Source organism: Fulvivirga sp. AWR4_260 (assembly GCF_056158185.1).
Genome location: NZ_JBSWSU010000001.1, coordinates 1,399,740 through 1,422,500 on the forward strand (window position 1 = coordinate 1,399,740; position 22,761 = coordinate 1,422,500).

At 37.5% G+C, this 22,761-nt stretch carries 16 protein-coding genes (1 of these 16 cut by a window edge); 15 read left to right on the top strand and 1 reads right to left on the bottom strand.

Annotation, left to right across the window (positions count from 1 at the left end):
- The first annotated feature begins 340 nt into the window (after positions 1–340).
- From ACXACQ_RS05885 to ACXACQ_RS05940, 12 genes are all read left to right on the top strand, one after another.
- Complete coding sequence (locus ACXACQ_RS05885) at positions 341–3,322, top strand: SusC/RagA family TonB-linked outer membrane protein (RefSeq protein WP_474975008.1); 2,982 nt, start codon at positions 341–343, stop codon at positions 3,320–3,322.
- A gap of 12 nt (positions 3,323–3,334) precedes the next feature.
- Positions 3,335–4,792: a RagB/SusD family nutrient uptake outer membrane protein gene (locus ACXACQ_RS05890; RefSeq protein ID WP_474975009.1), complete on the top strand. Its 1,458-nt coding sequence runs from the start codon at positions 3,335–3,337 to the stop codon at positions 4,790–4,792.
- A 28-nt stretch (positions 4,793–4,820) separates the two neighbouring features.
- Positions 4,821–6,056 carry an Ig-like domain-containing protein gene (locus ACXACQ_RS05895; RefSeq protein WP_474975010.1) on the top strand — a complete coding sequence of 412 codons (1,236 nt, stop codon included), beginning with the start codon at positions 4,821–4,823 and terminating at the stop codon, positions 6,054–6,056.
- A gap of 80 nt (positions 6,057–6,136) precedes the next feature.
- Positions 6,137–8,113: a glucoamylase family protein gene (locus ACXACQ_RS05900; protein WP_474975011.1), complete on the top strand. Its 1,977-nt coding sequence runs from the start codon at positions 6,137–6,139 to the stop codon at positions 8,111–8,113.
- Between the two features lie 3 nt (positions 8,114–8,116).
- Positions 8,117–9,523, top strand: a complete 1,407-nt coding sequence (locus ACXACQ_RS05905) for a glucoamylase family protein (RefSeq protein WP_474975012.1) — start codon at positions 8,117–8,119, stop codon at positions 9,521–9,523.
- 3 nt (positions 9,524–9,526) lie between these two features.
- Positions 9,527–10,318 carry a carboxylesterase family protein gene (locus ACXACQ_RS05910; protein ID WP_474975013.1) on the top strand — a complete coding sequence of 264 codons (792 nt, stop codon included), beginning with the start codon at positions 9,527–9,529 and terminating at the stop codon, positions 10,316–10,318.
- Between the two features lie 27 nt (positions 10,319–10,345).
- A complete protein-coding gene (gene bglX, locus ACXACQ_RS05915) occupies positions 10,346–12,637 on the top strand; it encodes a beta-glucosidase BglX (protein WP_474975014.1) in 2,292 nt (763 codons plus the stop codon).
- Between the two features lie 163 nt (positions 12,638–12,800).
- Positions 12,801–13,661 (top strand): endonuclease/exonuclease/phosphatase family protein, encoded by an 861-nt coding sequence (locus ACXACQ_RS05920; protein WP_474975015.1) that lies wholly within the window; start codon positions 12,801–12,803, stop codon positions 13,659–13,661.
- A gap of 221 nt (positions 13,662–13,882) precedes the next feature.
- The gene (locus ACXACQ_RS05925) at positions 13,883–14,722 is read left to right on the top strand and encodes a glycerophosphodiester phosphodiesterase family protein (protein WP_474975016.1); all 840 of its coding nucleotides are present in this window, start codon (positions 13,883–13,885) and stop codon (positions 14,720–14,722) included.
- Between the two features lie 77 nt (positions 14,723–14,799).
- Positions 14,800–15,795, top strand: a complete 996-nt coding sequence (locus ACXACQ_RS05930) for an adenosine kinase (protein WP_474975017.1) — start codon at positions 14,800–14,802, stop codon at positions 15,793–15,795.
- A 22-nt stretch (positions 15,796–15,817) separates the two neighbouring features.
- Complete coding sequence (locus ACXACQ_RS05935; RefSeq protein ID WP_474975018.1) at positions 15,818–17,179, top strand: M16 family metallopeptidase; 1,362 nt, start codon at positions 15,818–15,820, stop codon at positions 17,177–17,179.
- Complete coding sequence (locus ACXACQ_RS05940; protein WP_474975019.1) at positions 17,179–19,248, top strand: M16 family metallopeptidase; 2,070 nt, start codon at positions 17,179–17,181, stop codon at positions 19,246–19,248. The genes ACXACQ_RS05935 and ACXACQ_RS05940 overlap by 1 nt, the downstream gene beginning before the upstream one ends.
- A gap of 48 nt (positions 19,249–19,296) precedes the next feature.
- Here the strand turns inward: ACXACQ_RS05940 and ACXACQ_RS05945 are convergent, their stop codons facing one another.
- Positions 19,297–21,024, bottom strand: a complete 1,728-nt coding sequence (locus tag ACXACQ_RS05945) for a M61 family metallopeptidase (protein WP_474975020.1) — start codon at positions 21,022–21,024, stop codon at positions 19,297–19,299.
- Positions 21,025–21,249: 225 nt separating this feature from the next.
- Between ACXACQ_RS05945 and rpmH the strand changes: the two genes are divergently transcribed.
- The 3 genes from rpmH to ACXACQ_RS05960 form a co-directional block, all read left to right on the top strand.
- Positions 21,250–21,405, top strand: a complete 156-nt coding sequence (gene rpmH / locus ACXACQ_RS05950) for a 50S ribosomal protein L34 (RefSeq protein WP_155170611.1) — start codon at positions 21,250–21,252, stop codon at positions 21,403–21,405.
- Positions 21,406–21,478: 73 nt separating this feature from the next.
- Positions 21,479–21,868: a ribonuclease P protein component gene (rnpA, locus tag ACXACQ_RS05955; RefSeq protein ID WP_474975021.1), complete on the top strand. Its 390-nt coding sequence runs from the start codon at positions 21,479–21,481 to the stop codon at positions 21,866–21,868.
- Positions 21,846–22,761, top strand: the 5' portion of a protein-coding gene (locus ACXACQ_RS05960; protein WP_474975022.1) for a S41 family peptidase. 743 nt of this gene lie beyond the right edge of the window; only the first 916 of its 1,659 coding nucleotides appear in the window; it begins with the start codon at positions 21,846–21,848; its stop codon lies beyond the right edge, outside the window. The genes rnpA and ACXACQ_RS05960 overlap by 23 nt, the downstream gene beginning before the upstream one ends.

Consider the following 22,761-nt stretch of genomic DNA (forward strand, 5'->3'; position numbering starts at 1 on the left):
ATAAGGTCAAGTTTTCAGGCCGGATTACTTACTTTTAGTAGGTTTTCCGGCCTTTTTATTGGGCTTAAATCTAATCTTAATTTCTACTACATTTTCGAGAAATAACTCGGAGTTGTCCGGTTTGTTATTAATGCGCAATGCATTTGTGATTAAAACTCAAAATAGTTCAAATAGCCCTAAAATGATTGTTTATTAAGCGCAAAATGTCACTTCAATACTGGTGTGTATAAGACATAATTGTGGGGTTATTTGTAATTGTTTTTTGGTAAATTCTAAACATACATCTAGCATTAAGCATTAATTGCAATCGATTGATAAAATTAAGATTCATTTTAACCTTATGATTAAATTTCTACGAGTATCATGTTTGCTCATTTTAGCAATTATGGCTATTGATGTGCAAGCACAGAATGTGGTGCAGGGGCGAGTTACCTCTGCCGATGACGGGGAACCCTTACCGGGGGTTAATATTCTTATAGAAGGAACTACCAAGGGAACAGTAACCGATTTTAATGGTAATTATTCTCTTTCGGTAAATTCTGACAGAAACATATTGGTATTTTCTTTTATAGGCTATGTAAGCGAAAAAGAACAAGTAAATGGAAGGTCTTCTATTGATGTACAATTACAAAGTGACATCAACGAGCTTGCCGAGGTAGTAGTAATCGGTTATGGTACGGTACGCAAGTCAGATTTGACGGGTTCTGTTTCATCTATCGATAGCGAAGAACTTGTAAAAGTGCCCGCTTCTAATCCTATGCAGTCATTGCAAGGAAAAATGGCCGGTGTACAGGTAAGTAGTGGTTCTGGTGCTCCGGGGTCATCACCTACGGTAAGAATTAGAGGGGTAGGTACTCCGGGTAATCCATCTCCTATTTATGTAGTAGATGGTATGATCACTGATAACATTGATTATTTAAATGCCGCTGATATCCAATCGATGGAGGTATTAAAAGATGCTTCAGCTACAGCCATTTATGGTAGTAGAGGTGCTAATGGTGTTATTATTATAACTACAAAAATTGGTAAAAAGGGTCAGGAGAAACCTGTGGTTACGGTAAGTGCAGATTACAGCCTGCAAGTTTTACAGAAGAAAATAGACTTGCTTAGCGGGCCTGAATATGCAGAGGTAGTCAATCAGATTACTCCAGGAACTTACAATAATGTTTATGCTGCTCCTAATGTAGACTGGCAAGATGAAATTTTTGAAACAGCACCTATTCAAAACTATCAAGTTTCATTAAGTGGAGCTTCTGATAGAAATCAATACTATTTTGGTGTAGGTTATTTTGACCAAGAAGGTATTATCCCTGAATCAAAATATCAGAGAGTGACCTTGAAAATGAATAATAGGTTTAAAATTTCTGATAACATCACGGTGGGAAACAATATTACTGTTACACCTACTGTAAAGAATGATACACGCTCTGATGCTCCTCTTACTGCTTATAGAGCATCTCCGGTAATCGAACCTTTTCAGGCTGATGGATCTTTTTCTCAAGTGCCTGGTGTAGGTAATGTGCTGGCAGATTTACAATACGATACAGATCGTAAAACAAGAGGCATAAGAACAGTGAGTAACTTTTTCTTAGAAGCGAAATTTTTAAAAGACTTTACCTTTAAAACTAGTTTAGGTGTAGACGCTGCGTATGAAAAATACGAGAGCTTTTTGCCTGAATTTTTTGTTTCTCCAACACAAAAGGCAGACCAGAGTAGGTTAACAAAAAGGACCTCAGATAGAGCGCAATGGTTGTTTGAAAACACGGTTAACTACCACAAAGAAATAGGTAAGCATAGGATAGATGCGTTAGCAGGTTATACTTTGCAAGATAATACTAATGAGTATACAGAATTAGTTGGGTTAGACCTTTTCAGGTCAGAAGAAGACTTTAGATATATTAATAGTAATAACATTGATCCGTCTCAATTAACGAATACCGTAGAGCCGGGGCTTAACTATTCTATGGTATCATATTTAGGAAGGTTAAACTATACTTATAATGATAAGTATCTTTTTACCGCAACCTTCAGGCGCGATGGCTCATCTAAGTTTCTAGGCGATAACCGATTTGGAAATTTCCCTTCTTTAGCCTTAGGTTGGAATCTTATTAACGAAGATTTTGTGAATAACCTTAACCTTTTTAGTGATTTAAAACTAAGAGCCAGTTGGGGTATCATTGGTAATGAAAAAATCGACTATTCAAGAGTTTATTCAGTAGTTGATAATGGTGTCAATGGTGTTTTTGGTCCTGATGAGGCCTTAGCTCCAGGTCAAACTTATGGTGCATTAGGTAATCCTAATTTAGTATGGGAAGAAAATAAACAAATTGATATTGGTATTGAGTTAGGCTTTTTTGATAATCGTTTAACAGGTGAAATAGATTACTACAACAGATTAACATCAGATATTTTAGTAGCACTAGATGTGCCGGGGTATTTTGGTAATGGTAGTAACCAAGTTACTTATAATGCTGCCGAAGTAAGAAACAGAGGTTTTGAACTGGCCTTAAATTGGAATGATAGAGTTGGTGATATTGAATATAATGTTGGCGTTGTAGGAACAACTATCCATAATGAAACTACAGATATTAGCAGCTTTGGAGCCGGTAACGCAGCATTATTCGGAACTAACAATGCCAGAACCATTACAAGAACGCAAAAGGGAGATCCTATTGGAGCGTTTTACGGTTACATTGCTGATGGCGTATTTCAAAACGAAGAGGAGTTAGCTAATTACCCATCATTGCCAGGCGCTCAGGTAGGTGACCTTAAATTTGTAGATTATGATGGTAATGGAGTAATCAATGGCGATGATAGAACAAATATTGGTTCGCCTATTCCTACTTACAACTATGGTATCAATTTAGGGGTAACATATAAAAACATAAGCTTAGGCCTCGATTTCCAAGGTCAAGGTGGTAATGAAATCTATAATATTAAAGAGTTGATTAGACCTAACCTTTACAACTTCGAGCAACACGTAAGTGGTTATTGGAGAGGTGAAGGAACTAGCAATTCTGAACCAAGACCTTCACAAGGAGGAAATAACTATGAGCCATCTACTCATTTCTTGCAGAGTGGAGATTTCTTCAGGTTAAGAAATGTTACTATTTCATACAAAGTGCCTGCTGCCTTTGCTAACAGATTGGCCATTCAAAGCGCATCGGTATTCGCCCGAGGTACTAATATTTTTACAGTTACTGATTATACAGGTTATAGTCCTGAAGTTACAGGCTCAACAAATCCATTATTGAGTAATGTGGACCTTGGCTCATACCCAGTATCAAGTATTTATACTATAGGACTAAATCTAACCTTCTAGAATTTAAGACTTATGAAATTATTTAAATATATATATATTCTTCCACTACTCGTTTTCGCAGTTACTGCATGTGAAGATAAGTTTTTGGATAAGCCTCTACAGGGGCAGCTCAACCAAGAAAATTTCCCTGTTAGTGCTGATGACGCACTTTCTGCTACCAATGCCGTTTATTCCACGCTGAGAGATGGTAACTATCACAGAGGGTATTTTCCTATTGATGATATTATGTCTGATGATGCCAGCAAAGGGAGTAACCCCGATGATGGAGCTTCTACATTGCTTCCTTTTGATAAGTTTGAACATACACCTACCAACACGGTGATCAATAGCTGGTGGAGAGCCCTCTATACTGGGGTAAGGAGAGCTAATGTGGTGATAGAAAAAGTACCTTCAATAGAAATGGATGCCAGCCTTAAGAACAGATACATTGGTGAGGCAAAGTTCTTGCGTGCGCTGTTCTATTTTGATTTGGTAAGGGGCTTTGGCGGGGTTCCTATAGTGAACTCTACAACTCCTGAAAGTGGTATGAGCAAATCTTCTAAAGATGAGGTGTATAATGTTATTATTGGCGATTTAAGAAATGCCATAGAAATGCTTCCTGAGAAATCTGGAATGGCCGAAAGCAACCTAGGAAGAGCTACAAAAGGCGCGGCCAAAGCTTTGTTGTCTCGAACCTATTTATATAAACAGCAGTATGACAGCGCTGAGTTATATGCATTAGAAGTGATTAACAGTATGGAGTATGGCTTGGAGGTAGATTTTGCAGATGCCAATAGTGTTAATGGAGAATTTGGTATAGAATCAGTATTTGAAGTAGGAGGTGTAGGGGCTCAAAATACAACTGCGGGAGGAAACGAATATGCTTATGCACAAGGTGTGCGAGGCAATCCTAACAGAGGTTATGGTTTTAACAGGCCTACTCCTGACCTTATCAACTCTTTTGATAACGATGACCCAAGAATGGAGGCTACAGTCATTTTCTTAGGTGAGGTGATCGATGGTGTGACCATTATAGGTGATGACCTTACGGATGACGCCAATGAAACTTATAATCAAAAAGTATGGACTCCAGGAGCAACTCCTGAAGACTCACGAGCGCACAATAGAAGACTGATAAGGTATGCCGAAGTTTTATTGAATGCAGCTGAGGCACTTAATGAAAATAATAAGCCAGCTCAGGCATTGATTTACCTTAACCAGGTGAGAGCGCGTGCAAGAGGTGGTGATGATTCAATTTTACCTGATATTACAGAAACAGCGCAAGGTGCCTTAAGGGATTTAATTTTAGAAGAAAGACGCCACGAATTGGCCATGGAAGGGCATAGATTCTGGGATTTAGTGCGTACAGGAAAAGCTCCACAGGTTTTAGGTCCATTAGGTTTTAAAGCTAACAAGCATGAAGTATTGCCTATCCCTCAAACTGAGATAGACCTTACTGAAGGTTCATTGAAACAAAATGATAATTGGTAATCAGTAGTAGCTATTAACGTTATAAAAAATGAAGATATTCAATAAAATATACATACTGGCACTAGTTGTGTTACTAAGTGCCGCCTGTAACGATGATGATGGTAATTCTGAACTTATCCTTACTGGTATTTCCACTGCTAATGAAGACCTCAATGGTCTTTATCCTAGCACTGGTATAGAAACTGCCCCTATAATTACTATGCAGTTTTCTTCTAACCTTGATGAGTCTAGTGTTTCTGATGCTTCTGTTAAGCTGATAAGAGATTATGATTTGGCAGAAATAGAAAATACACTGACCGTTTCAGGAAATACTTTGACTTTAACACCTTCAGAAGTGTTAGGCGAGGGGACTTTATACCGAGTATCATTTGTTGGGCTTAAGTCTCAAACGGGTCAGTTAATTGACCCTAATTCTACCAGGGCTTTTACTACAGAGGGCACGTTTGCTCCTAGTGGTGTGGTGGCGCATTACAATTTCGAAAATTCTGCCGAAGATGTGATAGGTGATTATGATCCTGAAGCAGCATACATAAAAGATATTACTTATGTAGACTCTAGAAATAATAATGCAGGTAAGGCCGCTTCTTTTAACGGCAGCACTTCTCTTATTGAAATACCTAATGCTGATGATTTTTTATCTCATAATGATTTTAGTATTAGTTTTTGGGTGAAAACACAAATTCAGCCAAAAGGCCAATTTGTGTTAGGACTTGCGGCTTGGTATGGCTTTCAGTTTGAAATGGCCGATAGTGTAAAGTCTCTGAAAATGGCCATGATGTATAAAACTGATGATGGTACCAAAACAGGAGAAGATAGCTTTTATAATGGTGATGGAACAACCAAAGATAACGGAGGTTGGCAAGGAGCCACTTTAAATAAAGATGTAACGGCCTCTGGCGGTGTTGGCGAAACTTGGTTTGATAACCGATGGGTGCAAGTAGTAGTCACTTACAATAGTGTTACTAGAGTGAATTCTATGTATATCGATTCTGAATTAGTGAAGGTGCATAATTTTAACCTGTGGCCTGATGGAGATGTGAAGCATAGAGTGACAGGAGTTGCATACAATGGAAATCCTAATGGTAATAAATTAGCGTTGGGTTTTATCCAAGGATCTGAAAACAGAGTGGTAGGAGATGCTTGGGCAGACCCGTCTGATCCAAATAATAACCATTTTAAAGGAGAACTAGATGATATTAGAATTTTCTCTAAAGCTATTACTAGCACAGAAGTTCGTCTGATGTATAATTCAGAGAAGCCATAAGATAAATATTTTCATATACAGTTTAGTTGAAGATGGGGCAAGACTGTTTAGCATTCGGTCTTGCCCTCAACTATAAAATTATGATTAAATACAAACCCATTTTCTTTTCTTTAATAGCATTATTATTTGCCTGTTCTGATAAGGATGACTCCGAACAGCCTGCGGCAAATAACTTTGAAATACAAACTGTTGCTTATGGTACTATCTCGCTTAGCGAGTCATCGGTAACTCAAGGTGTAGCAGTAGATCAGGGTATTTTAATCAGACTAAACGCTGCTGTTGATAGAAGCCAAATAGATGTGTTATTAAAAGTAGAATCTGATAATATTTTGAAGGAAACTACTATCAGCTACCTCGATAATGATCAAACCATTTTATTAAAACCTAATCAACCGTTAAACTATAATACCGTATATCGGCTATCAATAAATTCATTGAGTTCTACTATTGGTGAAGTTATAAACAATAAAACTTATCGTTTTAAAACGGCATCAAAGCAAATTGAATTATTAAGCGTAACCACGGGTAATGACACGCTCAATCTCAATGCTATAAATAAAGATATTCTGTTATCACCTTCTTTTAAATTGAAATTTTCAGTGCCATTAGATTCTCCTGCAGCAATCAGTAGTATTTCGATTCAAAAAAATGGAATTAATTCAGGAGTACAAATGCAATGGGGCCAAAATGCATCTGAAATTATAATTACTCCTGAAAAAACTTTAGAGCCACTCACCAGATATCAAATTTTAGTAGCCAAAACACTGGCCGGCCAAGACCAAGAGGCTTTTGGAGGTAAAGAGCTTTCCTTTTATACGGAGTTGGGAAATGAACAGGTATTTCCCGAGCTAACAGATGATCAATTGCTGACAAAGGTACAAGAGCAGACCTTTAAATATTTTTGGGATTTGGCTGAGCCCAATAGCGGTATGGCACGAGAGCGAAATAGCTCGGGCAATATAGTGACAGTAGGAGGATCAGGCTTTGGGCTTATGGCTATTGTTGTTGGGGTTGAAAGAGGCTTTATTACCAGAACTGAAGCCTTAACTAGGTTTACTAAGATTATTGATTTTTTAACTACAGCAGATCGTTTTCATGGAGCTTGGCCTCATTGGCTTGATGGAAATACAGGTGATGTTATTCCTTTTAGTGCCAATGATGATGGCGGTGACTTGGTAGAAACATCGTTTATGGTACAAGGATTATTGACTGTTAGGCAGTATCTTGATGATACCCGGCCAGAGGAAAAAGAAATTATAGATAACATCACTGCTTTATGGGAAGCCGTTGAGTGGGATTGGTATACCAGAGGAGGAGAAAAAGTACTTTATTGGCACTGGTCACCTAATTATGGATGGGCCATGAACCACACCATCAAGGGATGGAATGAAGCCCTGATCACTTATGTGCTGGCCGCTTCATCGCCCACACATAGTATAGATTTAGCCACATATCAGCAAGGCTGGGCATCAAACGGAGCCATGGCTAATGGGCATACATTCTATAATTATACATTGCCATTAGGAGACGATAAGGGCGGCCCGCTATTCTTTGCCCACTATTCGTTTCTTGGGCTAGATCCACGAAACCTTGAAGACCAGTATGCTAACTATTGGACTCAGAATAAAAATCATACCCTGATTAATTATTCCTACTGTGTTGAAAACCCTGAAAATTATATTGGTTATAATAGCTCAATGTGGGGAATCACAGCCAGTGATAATTATAATGGCTATTCTGCGCACTCACCTACTAACGATTTGGGAGTGATAACCCCAACAGCAGCATTATCATCATTACCTTATACACCCGAATACTCCTTGACAGCATTGCACACTTTCTATTATTTATTAGGAGATAAGCTGTGGGGTAATTACGGATTTTATGATGCTTTCAGCTATACAGAGCAATGGGTGGCTGATTCGTACTTGGCTATAGACCAAGGACCTATAATAATCATGATTGAAAACTATAGAACAGGGTTATTATGGCAATATTTCATGGAAAATGAAGAAGTTAAAAATGGACTAGAGAAACTAAACTTTAAATCTTACTAATCAATGATATCACGCTGTGAGAATAAACTAAAAATTCGTATTAAAAGTAGCTTATTGCTAGTGTCAACTTTTGTGGCAGGAGCATTATTTTTTACTTCATGTGGCAATAATAAAAAGGCAGAACATGAAGAAAAAGAGTCTTCTACAAGTAAAGTAGCCATCTCTGATGATTCTCTACTAACTAAAGTTCAGTATCAGACCTTTCAGTATTTCTGGGAAAATGCAGAGCCGAATTCTGGTTTAGCCAGAGAACGTACGCATATGGATAACAAATATCCTCAGAATGATAAGAATGTGGTTACTATAGGAGGTTCTGGTTTTGGTATCATGGCCATATTAGTAGGTATTGAAAGGAGTTTTATTACTCGCGAGCAAGGGCTGGAGCGTTTTGAAAGAATGGTTAAATTCCTTGATGCTGCGGATCGTTTTCATGGAGCTTGGCCACACTGGCTAAATGCTGATGGCACCACCAAACCGTTTAGTAAAATGGATGATGGTGGAGATCTGGTAGAGTCCGCTTTTTTAATTCAGGGCTTGCTGAGCGTAAGAGAGTATTTTAAGGATGGAAATGATAGAGAAAAAGCAGTAGCCTCTAAAATAGATAAGATGTGGAAAGAGGTAGAGTGGAGCTGGTATACTAAAGGAGAAGATGTACTTTACTGGCATTGGTCTCCAAATTATGAATGGAAAATGAATTTTCCTGTAGGCGGGTATAATGAATGTTTGGTTATGTATGTGCTGGCCGCTTCTTCACCTACTTATCCTATTACAAAAGAAGTTTATGAAAAAGGTTGGGCTAGAAATGATTCTATTTCTATGGATACCGTTTTTATGGGCTTAAGAACTGGAGTGGATCATTATGAAACTAATAACGACCCAGTAGGTCCATTATTTTGGGCTCATTACTCTTACTTAGGCTTAGACCCGCGTAACCTTAAAGACCAGCATACTGATTATTGGCAGGCTACTAAAAATCATGCACTAATTGATTACAAATATTGTGTAGAAAACCCAAAAGGATACGAAGGCTATGGTCCTAACTGTTGGGGCTTGACATCAAGTTATTCCATCAATGGTTATGCAGGGCATCATCCTGTAGCGGAAGATTTAGGCGTTATTTCGCCTACCGCAGCTTTATCATCTTTCCCTTATACGCCAGATGAAAGCATGGCGTTCTTAAAATATTTGTACAACGATGCCGACAGTCTTGTTGGTGAATATGGTCCTTATGATGCGTTTAGCATTTCCTCTGATTGGTATGTGCCACATTATCTGGCTATAGATCAAGGCCCCATTCCTGTAATGATTGAAAATTATAGGTCTGGCCTGTTATGGAATTTATTTATGCAAGCACCAGAGGTTCAGCATGGTCTCCAGGAGCTGGGTTTTGAGTATGCCAAATCAGAATAGGAGATGAAAGCAATATGTTGTTTTATACTAATCATTGGCTGCTGCCTATCCTTTACGGCAAGTAAAGCTCAGGATCTTTCTGCTTATAGCCATGAATATATGGTTACAGGCAGGTACGATACCTTGAAATACCGAATGTTATTGCCCAATAATTTTGACCCTAAAAAACAATATCCATTAGTATTCTTTTTACACGGAGCAGGAGAAAGAGGTAATGACAATGAGGCGCAAATGGTGCATGGTGGCAGTCTTTTTCTTGAGCAAAGAGAAAAATATCCTGCTGTAGTGGTTTTCCCTCAATGTAAGAAGGGAGACTATTGGGCAGACGTGAACATCACCAGAGTAGAAGGTAAAAGAACTTTCAACTTTGCTGCTGACGCTGTGCCTACTCATGCTATGGTGCAGGCAGAAAAATTGCTCGATGCCCTTCTTGCCCTTAAGTACATTGATAAATCACGCGTATATGCAGTAGGTTTATCCATGGGAGGCATGGGCACTTTTGAAATTGTGAGCAGAAGACCCGATGTTTTTGCGGCAGCCATACCCATTTGCGGAGGAGACAACCCTAATAGCGCTCAAATTTATGCGGAAAAAGTTCCCTTTTGGATATTCCATGGAGAAAAGGATAGCATAGTGCCAGTGGAGCACTCCAAAGTTATGGCCAAGGCTATTAATGATGCCGGAGGCAATGCCAAATTAACACTTTATGAAAACATAGATCATAATAGCTGGAATAAGGCATTTAAAGAACCTGACTTTTTAGAATGGCTTTTTCAACAAAGCTTAAATAAATAATACCAACAGAATTTACTAACACATATTATGATAAGGCATTTTTTATCTTTAATAATCATAGCCAGTTTTTTTGCAAGTTGTAGTAAGGTAGAGCATACTACTGGCAAGGCTTCAGAAGCCAATCAATTTATTGATTCACTACTTCATGAAATGACACTTGAAGAAAAATTGGGGCAGCTCAACTTGCCTTCTTCAGGAGACATTACTACCGGGCAGGCCAATAGTTCTGACATTGCCTCAAAAATTAAAGAAGGTAAAGTAGGAGGGCTATTTAATATTAAGTCTGCCGAGAAGATTCGTGATGTTCAAAAGATTGCGGTTGAAGAAAGCAGAATGAAAATTCCATTGATTTTTGGAATGGACGTTATTCACGGTTATCAAACCTTATTTCCTATTCCTTTGGGGCTTAGCTGTAGTTGGGATATGGGCTTAATTGAAAGAACTGCCCAGATAGCAGCTAAAGAGGCTACAGCAGATGGTATCTGTTGGACATTTTCTCCTATGGTGGATGTGTCACGAGACCCAAGGTGGGGTAGAATTTCGGAAGGTAGTGGAGAAGACCCTTATCTGGGAGCCAAAATAGCTAAGGCGATGGTGCATGGTTATCAGGGAGATGACCTTACCGATGAAAAAACAATTTTGGCATGTGTGAAGCACTTTGCATTATATGGAGCAGTTGAGGCCGGTAGAGATTATAATACGGTAGATATGGGTAAGGTAAAAATGTTTAATGAGTACTTACTGCCTTACAAAGCAGCTGTAGATGCTGGTGTGGGCACCGTTATGACTTCATTTAATGAGGTGGATGGAATTCCTGCAAGTGCTAATAAATGGTTAATGACTGATTTGCTTAGAAAACAATGGGGCTTTAATGGTTTTGTGGTTACGGATTATACGGCTATTAACGAGATGGTAGCTCATGGTATTGGTGATTTAAAAACTGTTTCTGCCAGGTCTCTTGATGCTGGTGTAGACATGGACATGGTGGGCGAAGGCTTTTTGACCACGTTGAAGGCGTCTTTAGATGAAGGGGTAATTAAAGAAGAACAAATAAATGAAGCCTGCAGAAGAATTCTCGAAGCCAAATATAAATTAGGACTGTTTGAGGATCCTTACAAATATTGTGATGTGAATAGGGCTAAAACGGACATTTTTACTGCTGAGCATAGAAAAGAAGCTCGTGAATTGGCCGCTCAGACTTTAGTGTTACTTAAAAATGATAATAACATATTGCCATTAAAAAAAGACACTAAAATAGCTTTGGTAGGTCCAATGGCTGACAATAGTGAGAACATGGCCGGAACGTGGAGTGTAGCTGGTGATTTCAAAAAGTCTATTTCATTAAAACAAGGCTTGGAGGCAGTAGTAGGGGCGAGCAATGTAAAGTATGCTCGTGGAGCCAATGTTACAGCTGATTCTTTGCTCGAAAGCAGGGTAAGTATTTTTGGGAAGCCTACATACAGAGACTCGAGGTCTGCATCAGAAATGATTAGGGAGGCTAATGCCATAGCCAAGAATGCCGATGTTATAGTAATGGCAATGGGAGAGTCAGCGGAGATGGCTGGAGAAAGCTCTAGTAAATCGGATATTGAGATTCCTGAGAATCAAAGAGATTTAATGAAGGCCATGTTAAAAACAGGGAAGCCAGTAGTAATGGTATTATTTGCAGGAAGACCTATGGCTATAAAATGGGAAAATGATAACGTACCTGCCATACTAAATGCTTGGTTTGCTGGTACTGAAGCCGGCAATGCTATTGCTGACGTATTGTTTGGTGATGTTAACCCATCAGGAAAACTTACTGCTACTTTCCCTCAAAATGTAGGACAAGTGCCATTGTATTATAACCATAAAAATACAGGTAGGCCTTTACCTGAAGGTGGATGGTTTCAGAAATTTAGATCAAATTATTTAGATGTTACTAATGATCCTCTTTACCCTTTTGGGTATGGACTCAGTTATACAAGTTTTAAATACAGCGATGTAAAGTTAAGTGCAGAAAATGTAGCTATGCATGATAAGCTCAATGTATCGGTAGATGTTACCAATACAGGTCAGGTAAAAGGAGCGGAAGTGGTGCAGTTGTACATCAGAGACATAGTGGGTAGCATTACAAGACCTGTAAAAGAGTTAAAAGGATTTGAAAAGATAATGCTGGCGCCAGGGGAAACTAAAACTGTGTCTTTTGAACTGACAGAAGAAGACCTTTCTTTTTATAATCATGATCTAAAATTTGGTGCTGAGCCAGGTGAGTTTACTGTTTTTGTGGGCTCAAGTTCGTCCACTACTAATGCTAAGAATTTTACTTTGGTTAACTAAATATACCTTTACTTGGGTTGAAGCCTCGGACTTTAGTTCGGGGCTTTTTTGTGCCTGTTATTTAGTGATAATGAAGTTTATGTTAAGAAAATATATTGCTAAAATGAAAGCTGTATTTTTTTAATACATTTATGGTTTACAAGCTCAAACGCATGATATTAAAATGAAAATATATAGTAAACTAGCCGTTATTCTGGTGTGGGTGCTTTTATCTTACCCTCTTTTTCAGGCCACGTCCATTAGAAATGAACACCATCAAATAAGGCTAATGACTTATAACATCAAATATGACAACCCTAATGATGCTGAAAATAACTGGGATAAAAGGAAAGAACATCTTATCGGCTTGTTGCAGTATCATTCGCCAGACTTATTTGGCGTGCAAGAGGCGCTAAATCATCAAATCAATTATATAGATAAGGCTTTGCCTCAATTCAGTTATATAGGTGTAGGGCGTGATAATGGTGAAGATAAGGGCGAGTATAGTGCTATTTATTATAATACTACTGTTTTTAAATTATTAGATTCCGGAACTTTTTGGTTAAATGAGACACCCTCCGAAATAAAAAAAGGATGGGATGCTGCGCTACCAAGAATATGTACATGGGGTAAGTTAAAGCATAAGGGCTCACAAGAAGTTATCTATTATTTTAACACACATTTTGACCATGTGGGTGTAACAGCCCGAGAAGAAAGTGTAAAATTAATATTGAGTCAAATAGCTGAAAAGGCAGGCAATGCAAAAGTGATACTTTCTGGTGATTTTAATTTTACGCCTGAAACAAAACCCTATTTAGTTATTACTAAAAAAATGAAAGACACATATCTCCTGTCAGAAATTCCACATTATGGAGGGGTAGGCACTTACAACGGATTTGAGTTTAATAAACAATCGACTCAGCGTATCGATTATATTTTCGTAAATGATGGTTTTCAAGTGTTAGATCATGCTACCCTTACAGACTCATACAATTTGCACTATCCATCAGATCACTTTCCAGTGGTCGCAGATCTTCAATTTTAAAATCAAAAGCCTGAATTTCAGGCTTTTTTTATGCCTTAATAAATTTCTTTATATATCAATTTTAGCATTTTGACGTTTTCTATCATTGATAGAAGTCGTCAAGAATTTTTTATTACTTCATATTATACATGTAATTTAAATTACAAATAGGGTATAACATTATCAAAACCATGAAAAGAATCTCTTTAATAATCGTATGCTTAACATTAATTAATGTCTCTATGGCTCAAAAAATCGATATACAGGGGCATCGCGGAGCGAGAGGAATGATGCCTGAAAATACCATTCCGGCTTTTATTTATGGTCTGGATCAAGGCATAACCACTGTGGAGTTAGATGTAGTAATCACTAAAGACAAACGCGTGGTGGTATCGCACGATCCTTACATATCACCTGCCATTTGTTTAAATATCGATAGTTCTGCTATTGGACCAGATGAAGAGTACAAAATCTATGAAATGACTTATGAGCAAGTGAAGGGATTTGATTGCGGTAGTTTAAATAATACTCGTTTTCCTCAGCAGCAGAAAATGGTAGTGAATAAACCTCTTTTAAGTGATGTGATTAAGGCTGTGGAACAACATGTCAAGAGCGTAACTCAATATGAAGTTAATTATAACATCGAGATAAAAAGCACCGAAGAAGGAGATGGTGAATTGCACCCTAAACCAGAAGAGTTTTCTGATCTGGTATATTCGCTTATCGATCAGTATTTACCGTGGGATCGTATAATCATCCAGTCTTTTGATTTTAGAGTACTAAGGTACTGGCATGATAAACACCCTCAGGTAAAATTGGCAGCATTAGTAGAAAATAAAAATTCAGTAACCACCAACTTAGCACAGCTAGGGTTTAAGCCAGAAATTTATAGCCCTGATTACACATTAATTTCCGAGGCAGATGTAAAAGCTTTACATAAATTAAATATTAAAGTTATTCCATGGACTGTTAATGAAGACGCTGAATTTAAAAGACTTATCAGGTGGAAGGTGGATGGAATTATTACTGACTATCCTAACAAAGCAAAAGCTTTAGGGCTAACCGTAAAAGTAGCTGAGTAACCCTCTAAAATCGCAGGGCTTTTAATTACTGTACTAAAAACTTAATTTAGCCCGTCATTTATATAAAATATCAGAGTATGAAAAAGAAATATGATGTGTATGGCATGGGTAATGCCTTGGTAGATATTGTAACAGAAGTTGATGATAACTTTTTGGAGCAATATAAAATTGAAAAGAGCTTCATGACATTAGTGGAAGAAGATCGTCAAACAGAATTAGTGGAGGCGATTAATTTAGAAGAAGCTAATATGAAATGTGGAGGTTCTGCGGCTAATACTGTTATTGGTGCTGGGCAGTTTGGTGCAAAGTGCTTCTACAGCTGTAAGGTGGCTAATGATGAGATGGGTAAGTTTTATTTAAATGATTTGAAAGACAATGGAGTAGATACCTTACTTACTGAAGCTACAGCCCCTGAAGGAATTACAGGCAAGTGTTTAGTAATGACAACTCCCGATGCTGCCAGAACAATGAATACCTATTTAGGAATTACGGCATCTTATACAGAAGAACTTATAGATGAGGCTAAATTAAAAGACTCAGAATATTTATATATTGAAGGTTATTTAATAACTTCTGAAAACGGCCAAAAGGCGATGAAATATGCTAAAAAATTAGCAGAAGACAATGGAGTAAAAGTAGCCCTTACTTTCTCTGACCCTAGTATGGTGAAATACTTTAAAGAGCCAATGGAGGCAGTAGTAGGCGCTAGTGTTGATTTGCTGTTTTGTAATGAAGAAGAAGCATTATTATTTACAGGAAAAGAGACCATGCTCGAAGCCAGAGAAGAGTTGAAAAAAGTGGCAAAAAGGTTTGCTGTTACTTTGGGTGAAAATGGAGCCATGATTTTTGATGGTGATACTTTTGTAGATATTGAGCCTTATAAAGTAGATGCAGTAGATACAAATGGAGCAGGAGACTTATTTGCAGGAGCATTTCTTTATGCTATCACAAATGGACATAGCATGGCCGAGGCCGGAAAATTAGCAAGTTTGGCTTCATCAAAAGTGGTGACGCAGTTTGGCCCTCGTTTAGAATGGCATCAGGCTAAAGAGATTTTAAACCATCTGTTTTAATAAACATTATAAAACCTAAACAATGAAAAAAACAGGATTATTGTTTATTCTGTTGCTTGCTGTAGCCATTGTTGTTAATGCTCAAAGCAAGAAAATAGAATTTACTGAATATGATCTTAAAAATGGGCTGCATGTAATTTTACATCAAGACAACAGTACTCCTATTGTGGCTGTAACCATGATGTATCATGTTGGCTCTAAAAATGAAGATCCTAGTCGCACTGGTTTTGCTCATTTCTTTGAGCATTTGCTATTCGAAGGTAGTGAAAACATTGCCCGAGGAGAGTTTGATAAGTACATTACCAATGCTGGAGGTACTAACAATGCTAATACATCAAATGACCGTACATTTTATTACGAAGTTTTGCCTTCTAATGAGTTGAAGCTTGGTTTATGGCTAGAGTCAGAAAGATTAATGCATGCTAAGGTTGATGAGGTAGGTGTGGAAACGCAGCGTGAAGTAGTAAAAGAGGAAAAGCGTCAGCGTATAGATAACCAACCTTATGGCTCAATATTGTCTGAAATCAGCAAAAGAGCATATAAAGTACACCCATACAGATGGACTACCATCGGTTCTTTAGATCATTTGAATGCTGCTAAAATTGAAGAGTTCAGAGATTTCTATAAAACTTTTTATGTTCCTGAAAATGCAACTTTGTCCATTGCGGGAGATTTAGACATTGAAGAAGCTAAAAAATGGATAGAGGCGTACTTTGCTGATATTCCAAAAGGAGGCCACGAAGTGCCTCGCCCTAAGGAAGTGGAGCCGGAGCAAAAGGAAGAGGTAAGGGATATAATCTATGATAAAATTCAGCTTCCTGCTGTAATAGAAGCGTACCATATGCCAGCACAGGGAACAGATGATTATTATGCATTAAATATGTTGAGTACTTTGCTATCTGGAGGTCAAAGTGCTAGAATGTATAAAAAGTTAGTGGATGAAGAGCAAATTGCTATGCAAGTGGCTGCAATTCCTTTCGGATCTGAAGACCCAGGCTTATACCTAATGTTTGGTTTAGCCAATGTTGGTGTCTCGGCTGATAAATTAGAGGAAGGTATGAATGCCGAAATCGAAAAAGTGAAAAAGGAACTCATTTCTGAGAAAGAATTCCAAAAAATCAGAAATCAGGTGGAAAGTGACATCGTAACTGAAAATAGTAGAGTTACTGGCATAGCTGAGAATTTAGCTAACTACCACGTGTATTTTGGAGATGCTAACCTTATCAATACAGAAATCGACCGTTACATGAAAGTGACGAGAGAAGATATAAAAAGGGTAGCCAATCAATACTTAAAAGCGACTAACCGTGTAGTATTACATTATTTGCCTGAGTCTGCTAAGCCGGAAACGGAAGAAAATCAACCTAAAACTGACAACGAATAATGAGAACAAAGGTAATATTTTCAATACTGGGCTTGTTGTTTTCAATGAGTCTGTTTGCTCAGGTTGATAGAAGTAAAGCCCCTGAGCCTGCCGCTGCCCCTAAAATTCAAATTGGTAAATATCAATCATTTGAACTAGACAACGGATTAAAGGTTTACGTGGTAGAAAATCATAAAATTCCTAGGGTAGCATTTTCATTAACATTAGATGTAGACCCTATAATGGAAGGTGATAAAGCAGGGTATGTATCTATGACTGGCCAGCTTTTAAGAAGTGGTACTACTAATAAAACCAAAGCAGAACTAGATGAGGAGATCGATTTTATTGGAGCCTCATTAAGTACTTCAGCACATGGAGTGTATGCAGCTAGTTTAACCAAGCACACTGATAAGTTATTGGATTTAATGACTGACGTTTTATTCCATCCGGCATTTTCCAACACAGAATTGGAGAAAATCAGAAAACAGACCTTATCAAGTTTAGCTGCTAGTAAAGAAAACCCTAATGCCATTGCAGGTAATGTAACCGATGTTTTGGTGTACGGAAAAAATCATCCTTACGGAGAGATTACCACTGAAGAAACGGTAGAGAACATTACTGTTGAAGATGCTAGTAGGTATTATGCAACTTACTTTAAACCCAATGTAGCTTACTTAGCTGTAGTGGGTGATATTAAGTTTAAACAAGCCAAGAAGTTAGTCAACAAGTATTTTAGCGATTGGGAAAAGGGAGATGTACCTACAGAAACTTACCCTGTGCCTGAAAGTCCTGCTAAAACTTATGTAGCCATGGTAGACAGGTCTTCTAGTGTTCAGTCTGTAATTAATGTAAGCTACCCCGTAAACTTAAAACCAGGACAAACCGATGGTATCCAGGCAAGAGTGATGAACCAAATTCTTGGAGGAAGCTTCTCTTCTCGTTTAATGCAGAATTTGCGTGAAGATAAGGCCTATACTTATGGTGCGCGTTCTTCTATTTCTAGCGATGAGCTTGTTGGCGATTTTACCGCCTCTGCCAGTGTAAGAAATGAAGTAACGGATAGTGCAGTATTCGAATTTTTAAAAGAATTAAAAAAGATACGAAACGAGGAAGTGAAACAAACTGAACTCGATGCGGCCAAGGCCTCCATCATAGGGAGTTTTGCCAGATCGTTAGAAGAGCCTTCAACTATAGCAAGTTTTGCCATTAATACTGCGCGCTATAATTTGCCCGAAGATTATTATGCTAATTACCTTAAAAATGTATCGGCCACCACTTTAAATGATGTGAAAATGGCTGCTGATAAGTACATTACTCCTGATCATGCTAATATTGTTGTGGTAGGCAAGGCCTCTGAGGTGGCTGATAAGTTATCACAGTTTGGTGAAGTAAAGTATTTTGACATCAAAGGAGAGGAGTATGATCCTGCTATTAAAGCAACAATCCCTGAAGGCCTAACAGGACAAAAGGTGATTGATAATTACATTAAAGTCATTGGCGGTAAAGAAAAGTTAGAATCAGTAAAAACTTTAACGTCAAAAATGACCGCTGATATGATGGGAAGAAGTTTAGAGCTCGAGGCCTATAAAAAGGCTCCAAATAAGTTTTTGATGGAGATTAAAATGGCGGGTTCAGTTATTAGCAAACAATTAGTAAATGGTGATAACATTGAGGTGAGCCAGATGGGTAATAAAGTTCCTTTAGATGAGAATTCAAAAGAAGAATTGTTACTAGAGGCTAGCCTTTTTCCTGAATTAAATTATGTTAAATCAGGTGTAAAAGCAGAACTTACTGGTGTTGAAAAAATTGATGGGACTGAAGCTTATGCCATTAAATTAACTTCTAAATCAGGTAATAGCTTTACTTTATATTTTGATACTAAAACTGGTTATAAAATCAGACAAGTAAGAGTAGTTAAAGCGCCACAAGGCGAGATGGAATTGGCTACAGACTTTCAAGATTATAAAGAAGTATCTGGAATTAAATTTCCATTCACTATGGTACAGCCTATGGGCGGTGGAATGAAGTTAAATGTTGAAACCAGCGAAATAAAAGTGAATGATGCTATCCCCGATAGTAAATTTCAATAAGAATAAAATCATCTTAAAATAGAAAAGGCGGCCAATTGGCCGCCTTTTCTATTTTAATGAGTGTCCTGTCCAAGCAAGAAAGGCATTTTGCTGACTCTCACTTGGAGAGTTTACTGGAGATATCGTGTATTGGTGGAAGTAACGTTCATGAGCAGGAGTGATGGTAAAACTAAGTTCTCTGCCAAAACTTCTTTTAACCACAAAATCATACGCTTCAAGAGCCGGAGCATTAAGGGTTTCTATGGCTGGTTTTTCTCCATTGATACTGATTACTTCATCATTGAGAGCAAAATAGCTTTCGCTGATAGATTCAGGGGCGATGTGAGCAATTTTGAAATGATCTTTTCCCTCCGAAGGAGTATTGGTGAGCTTAATACCCAACAGGTTTTCTAACACAATATTTGACTCACTTTTTATAAGGCTACAGCCTACATATTTTAACAAAGAATTGATGATTACGTATTTGTCTTCTACACCTTCTACGTGTTTTTGGAAAAAGTCTTTCAAGTCATCTCCATATACTTCTGAGCAAATGTTTATAACATCTTGGTAAGTATAACCGATAGCTGTTTTTCCATGTTTATTCCACAATATACGCATAACGTCATCTAATGATTTTTCACTCTTGGTCTTCTGTCTTATCATTAAATCAAGACATAAGGCTACCATCGCTCCTTCTACATAAATAGAACTTTTTCTATCAGGAAAGTTGAGTGCGTACCCATCCACCCACAAGTCAAGAGATGAATCATATACAGAATAGTTGAGCCTGCCAAAATTGTTAAAATGTCTTTTAAATAATGTGTTTAACTCCTTGAAATAAGATTCTTTGTTAAAAACCCCGCTTTTTGATAAAAATAAATCACCATAGTAAGTTGTAAAGCCCTCAGCTACAAAGCCAGTAGGAAATATCGCATCAGCGTTAAAGTCATATGGCATTAATTCGCTTGGCCTTATTTTTATAATATTCCAAGCATGGAGAAGCTCATGCGAGCTGATACCTAAAAGTTGTGTATAAGCTTCTTCAGTGTTTAAATTTTCACCAGGACCAAGACAAATAACCGTAGAATCATGATGTTCTACCCCATGGTAAAATTTAAATGGGAGTGCATGAATTAAAAAGTGATATTCTTTCTCAGGAAACTCACCCATTATTTCAATTTGTGTTGTAGTAAATTTTTTAAAGTCTTTACTAACAGTATCTAAATTAAGGTCATTTTTTCCATTTACCCATATATGAAAATTAGTTTCACCCACTAGGTAATTTTCATGATACATGGTGGCAGATGCTAAAAGTGGGCTGTCCACAAGTTCATAGTAATCTTTTGCGGTTAACACACCTTCTTCTCTTGGTAAACCACAAGCCACAAAGTAATCATCAGGAATATTAATTGCCACTTCACAAATGTTATTCATTCGAGAAGTATCGTAAATCATGCAATTAATAAAGTTGATATAAATTTGAGTATCATCAAACCAACTGCCTCCGGCATCCATTTTATTAGCATAAAAATTGTAGCTAACCTTTATTTTTTCTTCGTTAGTGGTATTAATTTTCCATTGGCTGTGAGAAGGCTTTGTATAAGTTAATTCTTCACCTGTGTCATTAGTAATAGTAAAATTCTTAAGGTATTTAGCAAAGTTAGCCGCTTCGTATCTACCTGGTCGCCAAATGGGTAACGCCAATGTAGTTTCATTATTCGAAATATTATTTATTTCTAATTCTATATTGATAAAGTGGGAGAGTGGGTTATTTAAAGTAAGTCTGTAATTCATATCTACTGATTTTTATCAAAGCTAGTCCATAGTTACAAAATATCTTTATTATTAAGATTTTGTGCAGGTTTTATGTTATCAAAATCCGTAGTATATTTGTTTATCAATTAAAAATACGGATAAATAACGTCTGCTTGTTTGATAATATCGAAAAGCTATTTATCTTTGCAGCCTTATTTAAATTAGAAAATTGTATTTCTTGTTAAGAGTTAAAATTATAAAGTAATGAAAAGGACATTTCAACCATCGCAAAGAAAAAGAAAGAACAAGCACGGTTTCAGATCTAGAATGGAGTCTGCTAATGGTAGAGCGGTTTTAGCAAGAAGAAGAGCTAAAGGAAGAAAAAAACTTACTGTTTCTGACGAGAAAACTCACAAATAATTCTCTTCTTTTTTAAGCTCGTAATCGTGAGGTTACGCAGTAAAGTTTTATCTATTGAAATAGCTTTCGCGTAATGCCAGAGACTTTAAAAAAGTCAGAGAGACTATATAAGAAAAAAGAAATTCAGGAACTCTTTGCTAAGGGTTCCTCTTTTTATTTATACCCATTCAAGGTTTTTTTCTTGCCTGCAAGTGACAGCCCTGTTCACCAAATATTAATTTCTATTCCAAAGAGGAATTTCAAAAAGGCTGTTAAAAGAAACCTGCTTAAAAGAAGAACTCGAGAAGCCTATAGACTCAATAAGACTCTTTTTCCTGATGAACAAAAGTTGCGTATTGCCTATATTTATACTGCTAAAGAAATTTTGTCTTATCAAGACATAGAGCGGAAGCTGATAAATATTAGTGAACGTTTGAAAAAGAAAAGAGGTTCTACTGTAGATGAAAGGAAGAAAAGTACTTAACCGAAGGCATGTTTTTATACTGATAATTTGTGTGGGGCTTATTTCAGCCATCTCACCGCCAGATCGGTATTTTCAAATAGCTAAAAACCTAGACATTTTTGCTACGCTGTTTAAAGAAGTAAATGTCTATTATGTCGATGAGGTTGATCCAGATCAACTGATCAATACAGGGATTGATGCTATGCTTACCTCCCTTGATCCTTATACTAATTACATCCCAGAAGAAGATTTAGAGTCTTTTAGAACTATGACTACTGGTCAGTATGCCGGTATAGGAGCTTTAATCGGTAAGCTTAAAGATCGGGTACTTATTACCATGCCTTATGAGGGAGCTCCAGCCTATAATTCCGGCCTGAAAGTGGGAGATGAAATAATAGCCGTGGATGGTAAGGAAATAAGTGAGAGTGAAACTGCCGATGTCAGCGCCATGCTTAAAGGGCCTGCAAATACAACCGTAGAGGTGAAAATTAAGCGTTATGGAGAAAAGGCTCTTCTAACGTTCTCCATTACTAGAGAAACTATTACAGTAGATAATGTGCCTTACTTCGGTATCATTCATGAAGATATCGGTTACATAAAGCTTGATGATTTTACAACGGAAGCAGGCCGGGAGGTGGCTGATGCTGTTAAGGATTTAAAAGGTAAAGGAGCCAACAAAATTATTCTTGATTTACGAGGTAACCCAGGAGGGTTGCTTAGCGAGGCTGTGAATGTTTCTAATGTGTTTATTCCTAAGGGGCGGGAAGTAGTGTCTACCAGAGGTAAAATGGAACAATGGAACAAAACTTATAAAACCCTCAACCAACCCACAGATACAGAAATTCCATTAATAGTTCTAACAAATGGAGGAAGTGCGTCTGCTTCCGAAATTGTGTCCGGAGTTATTCAGGATT

What these genes read in the sequence shown, in the direction of transcription:
- ACXACQ_RS05885 (WP_474975008.1), top strand. Translation starts at nt 341, where the DNA reads ATGATTAAATTTCTACGAGTATCATGTTTGCTCATTTTAGCAATTATG.
- ACXACQ_RS05890 (WP_474975009.1), top strand. Translation starts at nt 3,335, where the DNA reads ATGAAATTATTTAAATATATATATATTCTTCCACTACTCGTTTTCGCA.
- ACXACQ_RS05895 (WP_474975010.1), top strand. Translation starts at nt 4,821, where the DNA reads ATGAAGATATTCAATAAAATATACATACTGGCACTAGTTGTGTTACTA.
- ACXACQ_RS05900 (WP_474975011.1), top strand. Translation starts at nt 6,137, where the DNA reads ATGATTAAATACAAACCCATTTTCTTTTCTTTAATAGCATTATTATTT.
- ACXACQ_RS05905 (WP_474975012.1), top strand. Translation starts at nt 8,117, where the DNA reads ATGATATCACGCTGTGAGAATAAACTAAAAATTCGTATTAAAAGTAGC.
- ACXACQ_RS05910 (WP_474975013.1), top strand. Translation starts at nt 9,527, where the DNA reads ATGAAAGCAATATGTTGTTTTATACTAATCATTGGCTGCTGCCTATCC.
- bglX (WP_474975014.1), top strand. Translation starts at nt 10,346, where the DNA reads ATGATAAGGCATTTTTTATCTTTAATAATCATAGCCAGTTTTTTTGCA.
- ACXACQ_RS05920 (WP_474975015.1), top strand. Translation starts at nt 12,801, where the DNA reads ATGAAAATATATAGTAAACTAGCCGTTATTCTGGTGTGGGTGCTTTTA.
- ACXACQ_RS05925 (WP_474975016.1), top strand. Translation starts at nt 13,883, where the DNA reads ATGGCTCAAAAAATCGATATACAGGGGCATCGCGGAGCGAGAGGAATG.
- ACXACQ_RS05930 (WP_474975017.1), top strand. Translation starts at nt 14,800, where the DNA reads ATGAAAAAGAAATATGATGTGTATGGCATGGGTAATGCCTTGGTAGAT.
- ACXACQ_RS05935 (WP_474975018.1), top strand. Translation starts at nt 15,818, where the DNA reads ATGAAAAAAACAGGATTATTGTTTATTCTGTTGCTTGCTGTAGCCATT.
- ACXACQ_RS05940 (WP_474975019.1), top strand. Translation starts at nt 17,179, where the DNA reads ATGAGAACAAAGGTAATATTTTCAATACTGGGCTTGTTGTTTTCAATG.
- ACXACQ_RS05945 (WP_474975020.1), bottom strand. Translation starts at nt 21,024, where the DNA reads ATGAATTACAGACTTACTTTAAATAACCCACTCTCCCACTTTATCAAT.
- rpmH (WP_155170611.1), top strand. Translation starts at nt 21,250, where the DNA reads ATGAAAAGGACATTTCAACCATCGCAAAGAAAAAGAAAGAACAAGCAC.
- rnpA (WP_474975021.1), top strand. Translation starts at nt 21,479, where the DNA reads ATGCCAGAGACTTTAAAAAAGTCAGAGAGACTATATAAGAAAAAAGAA.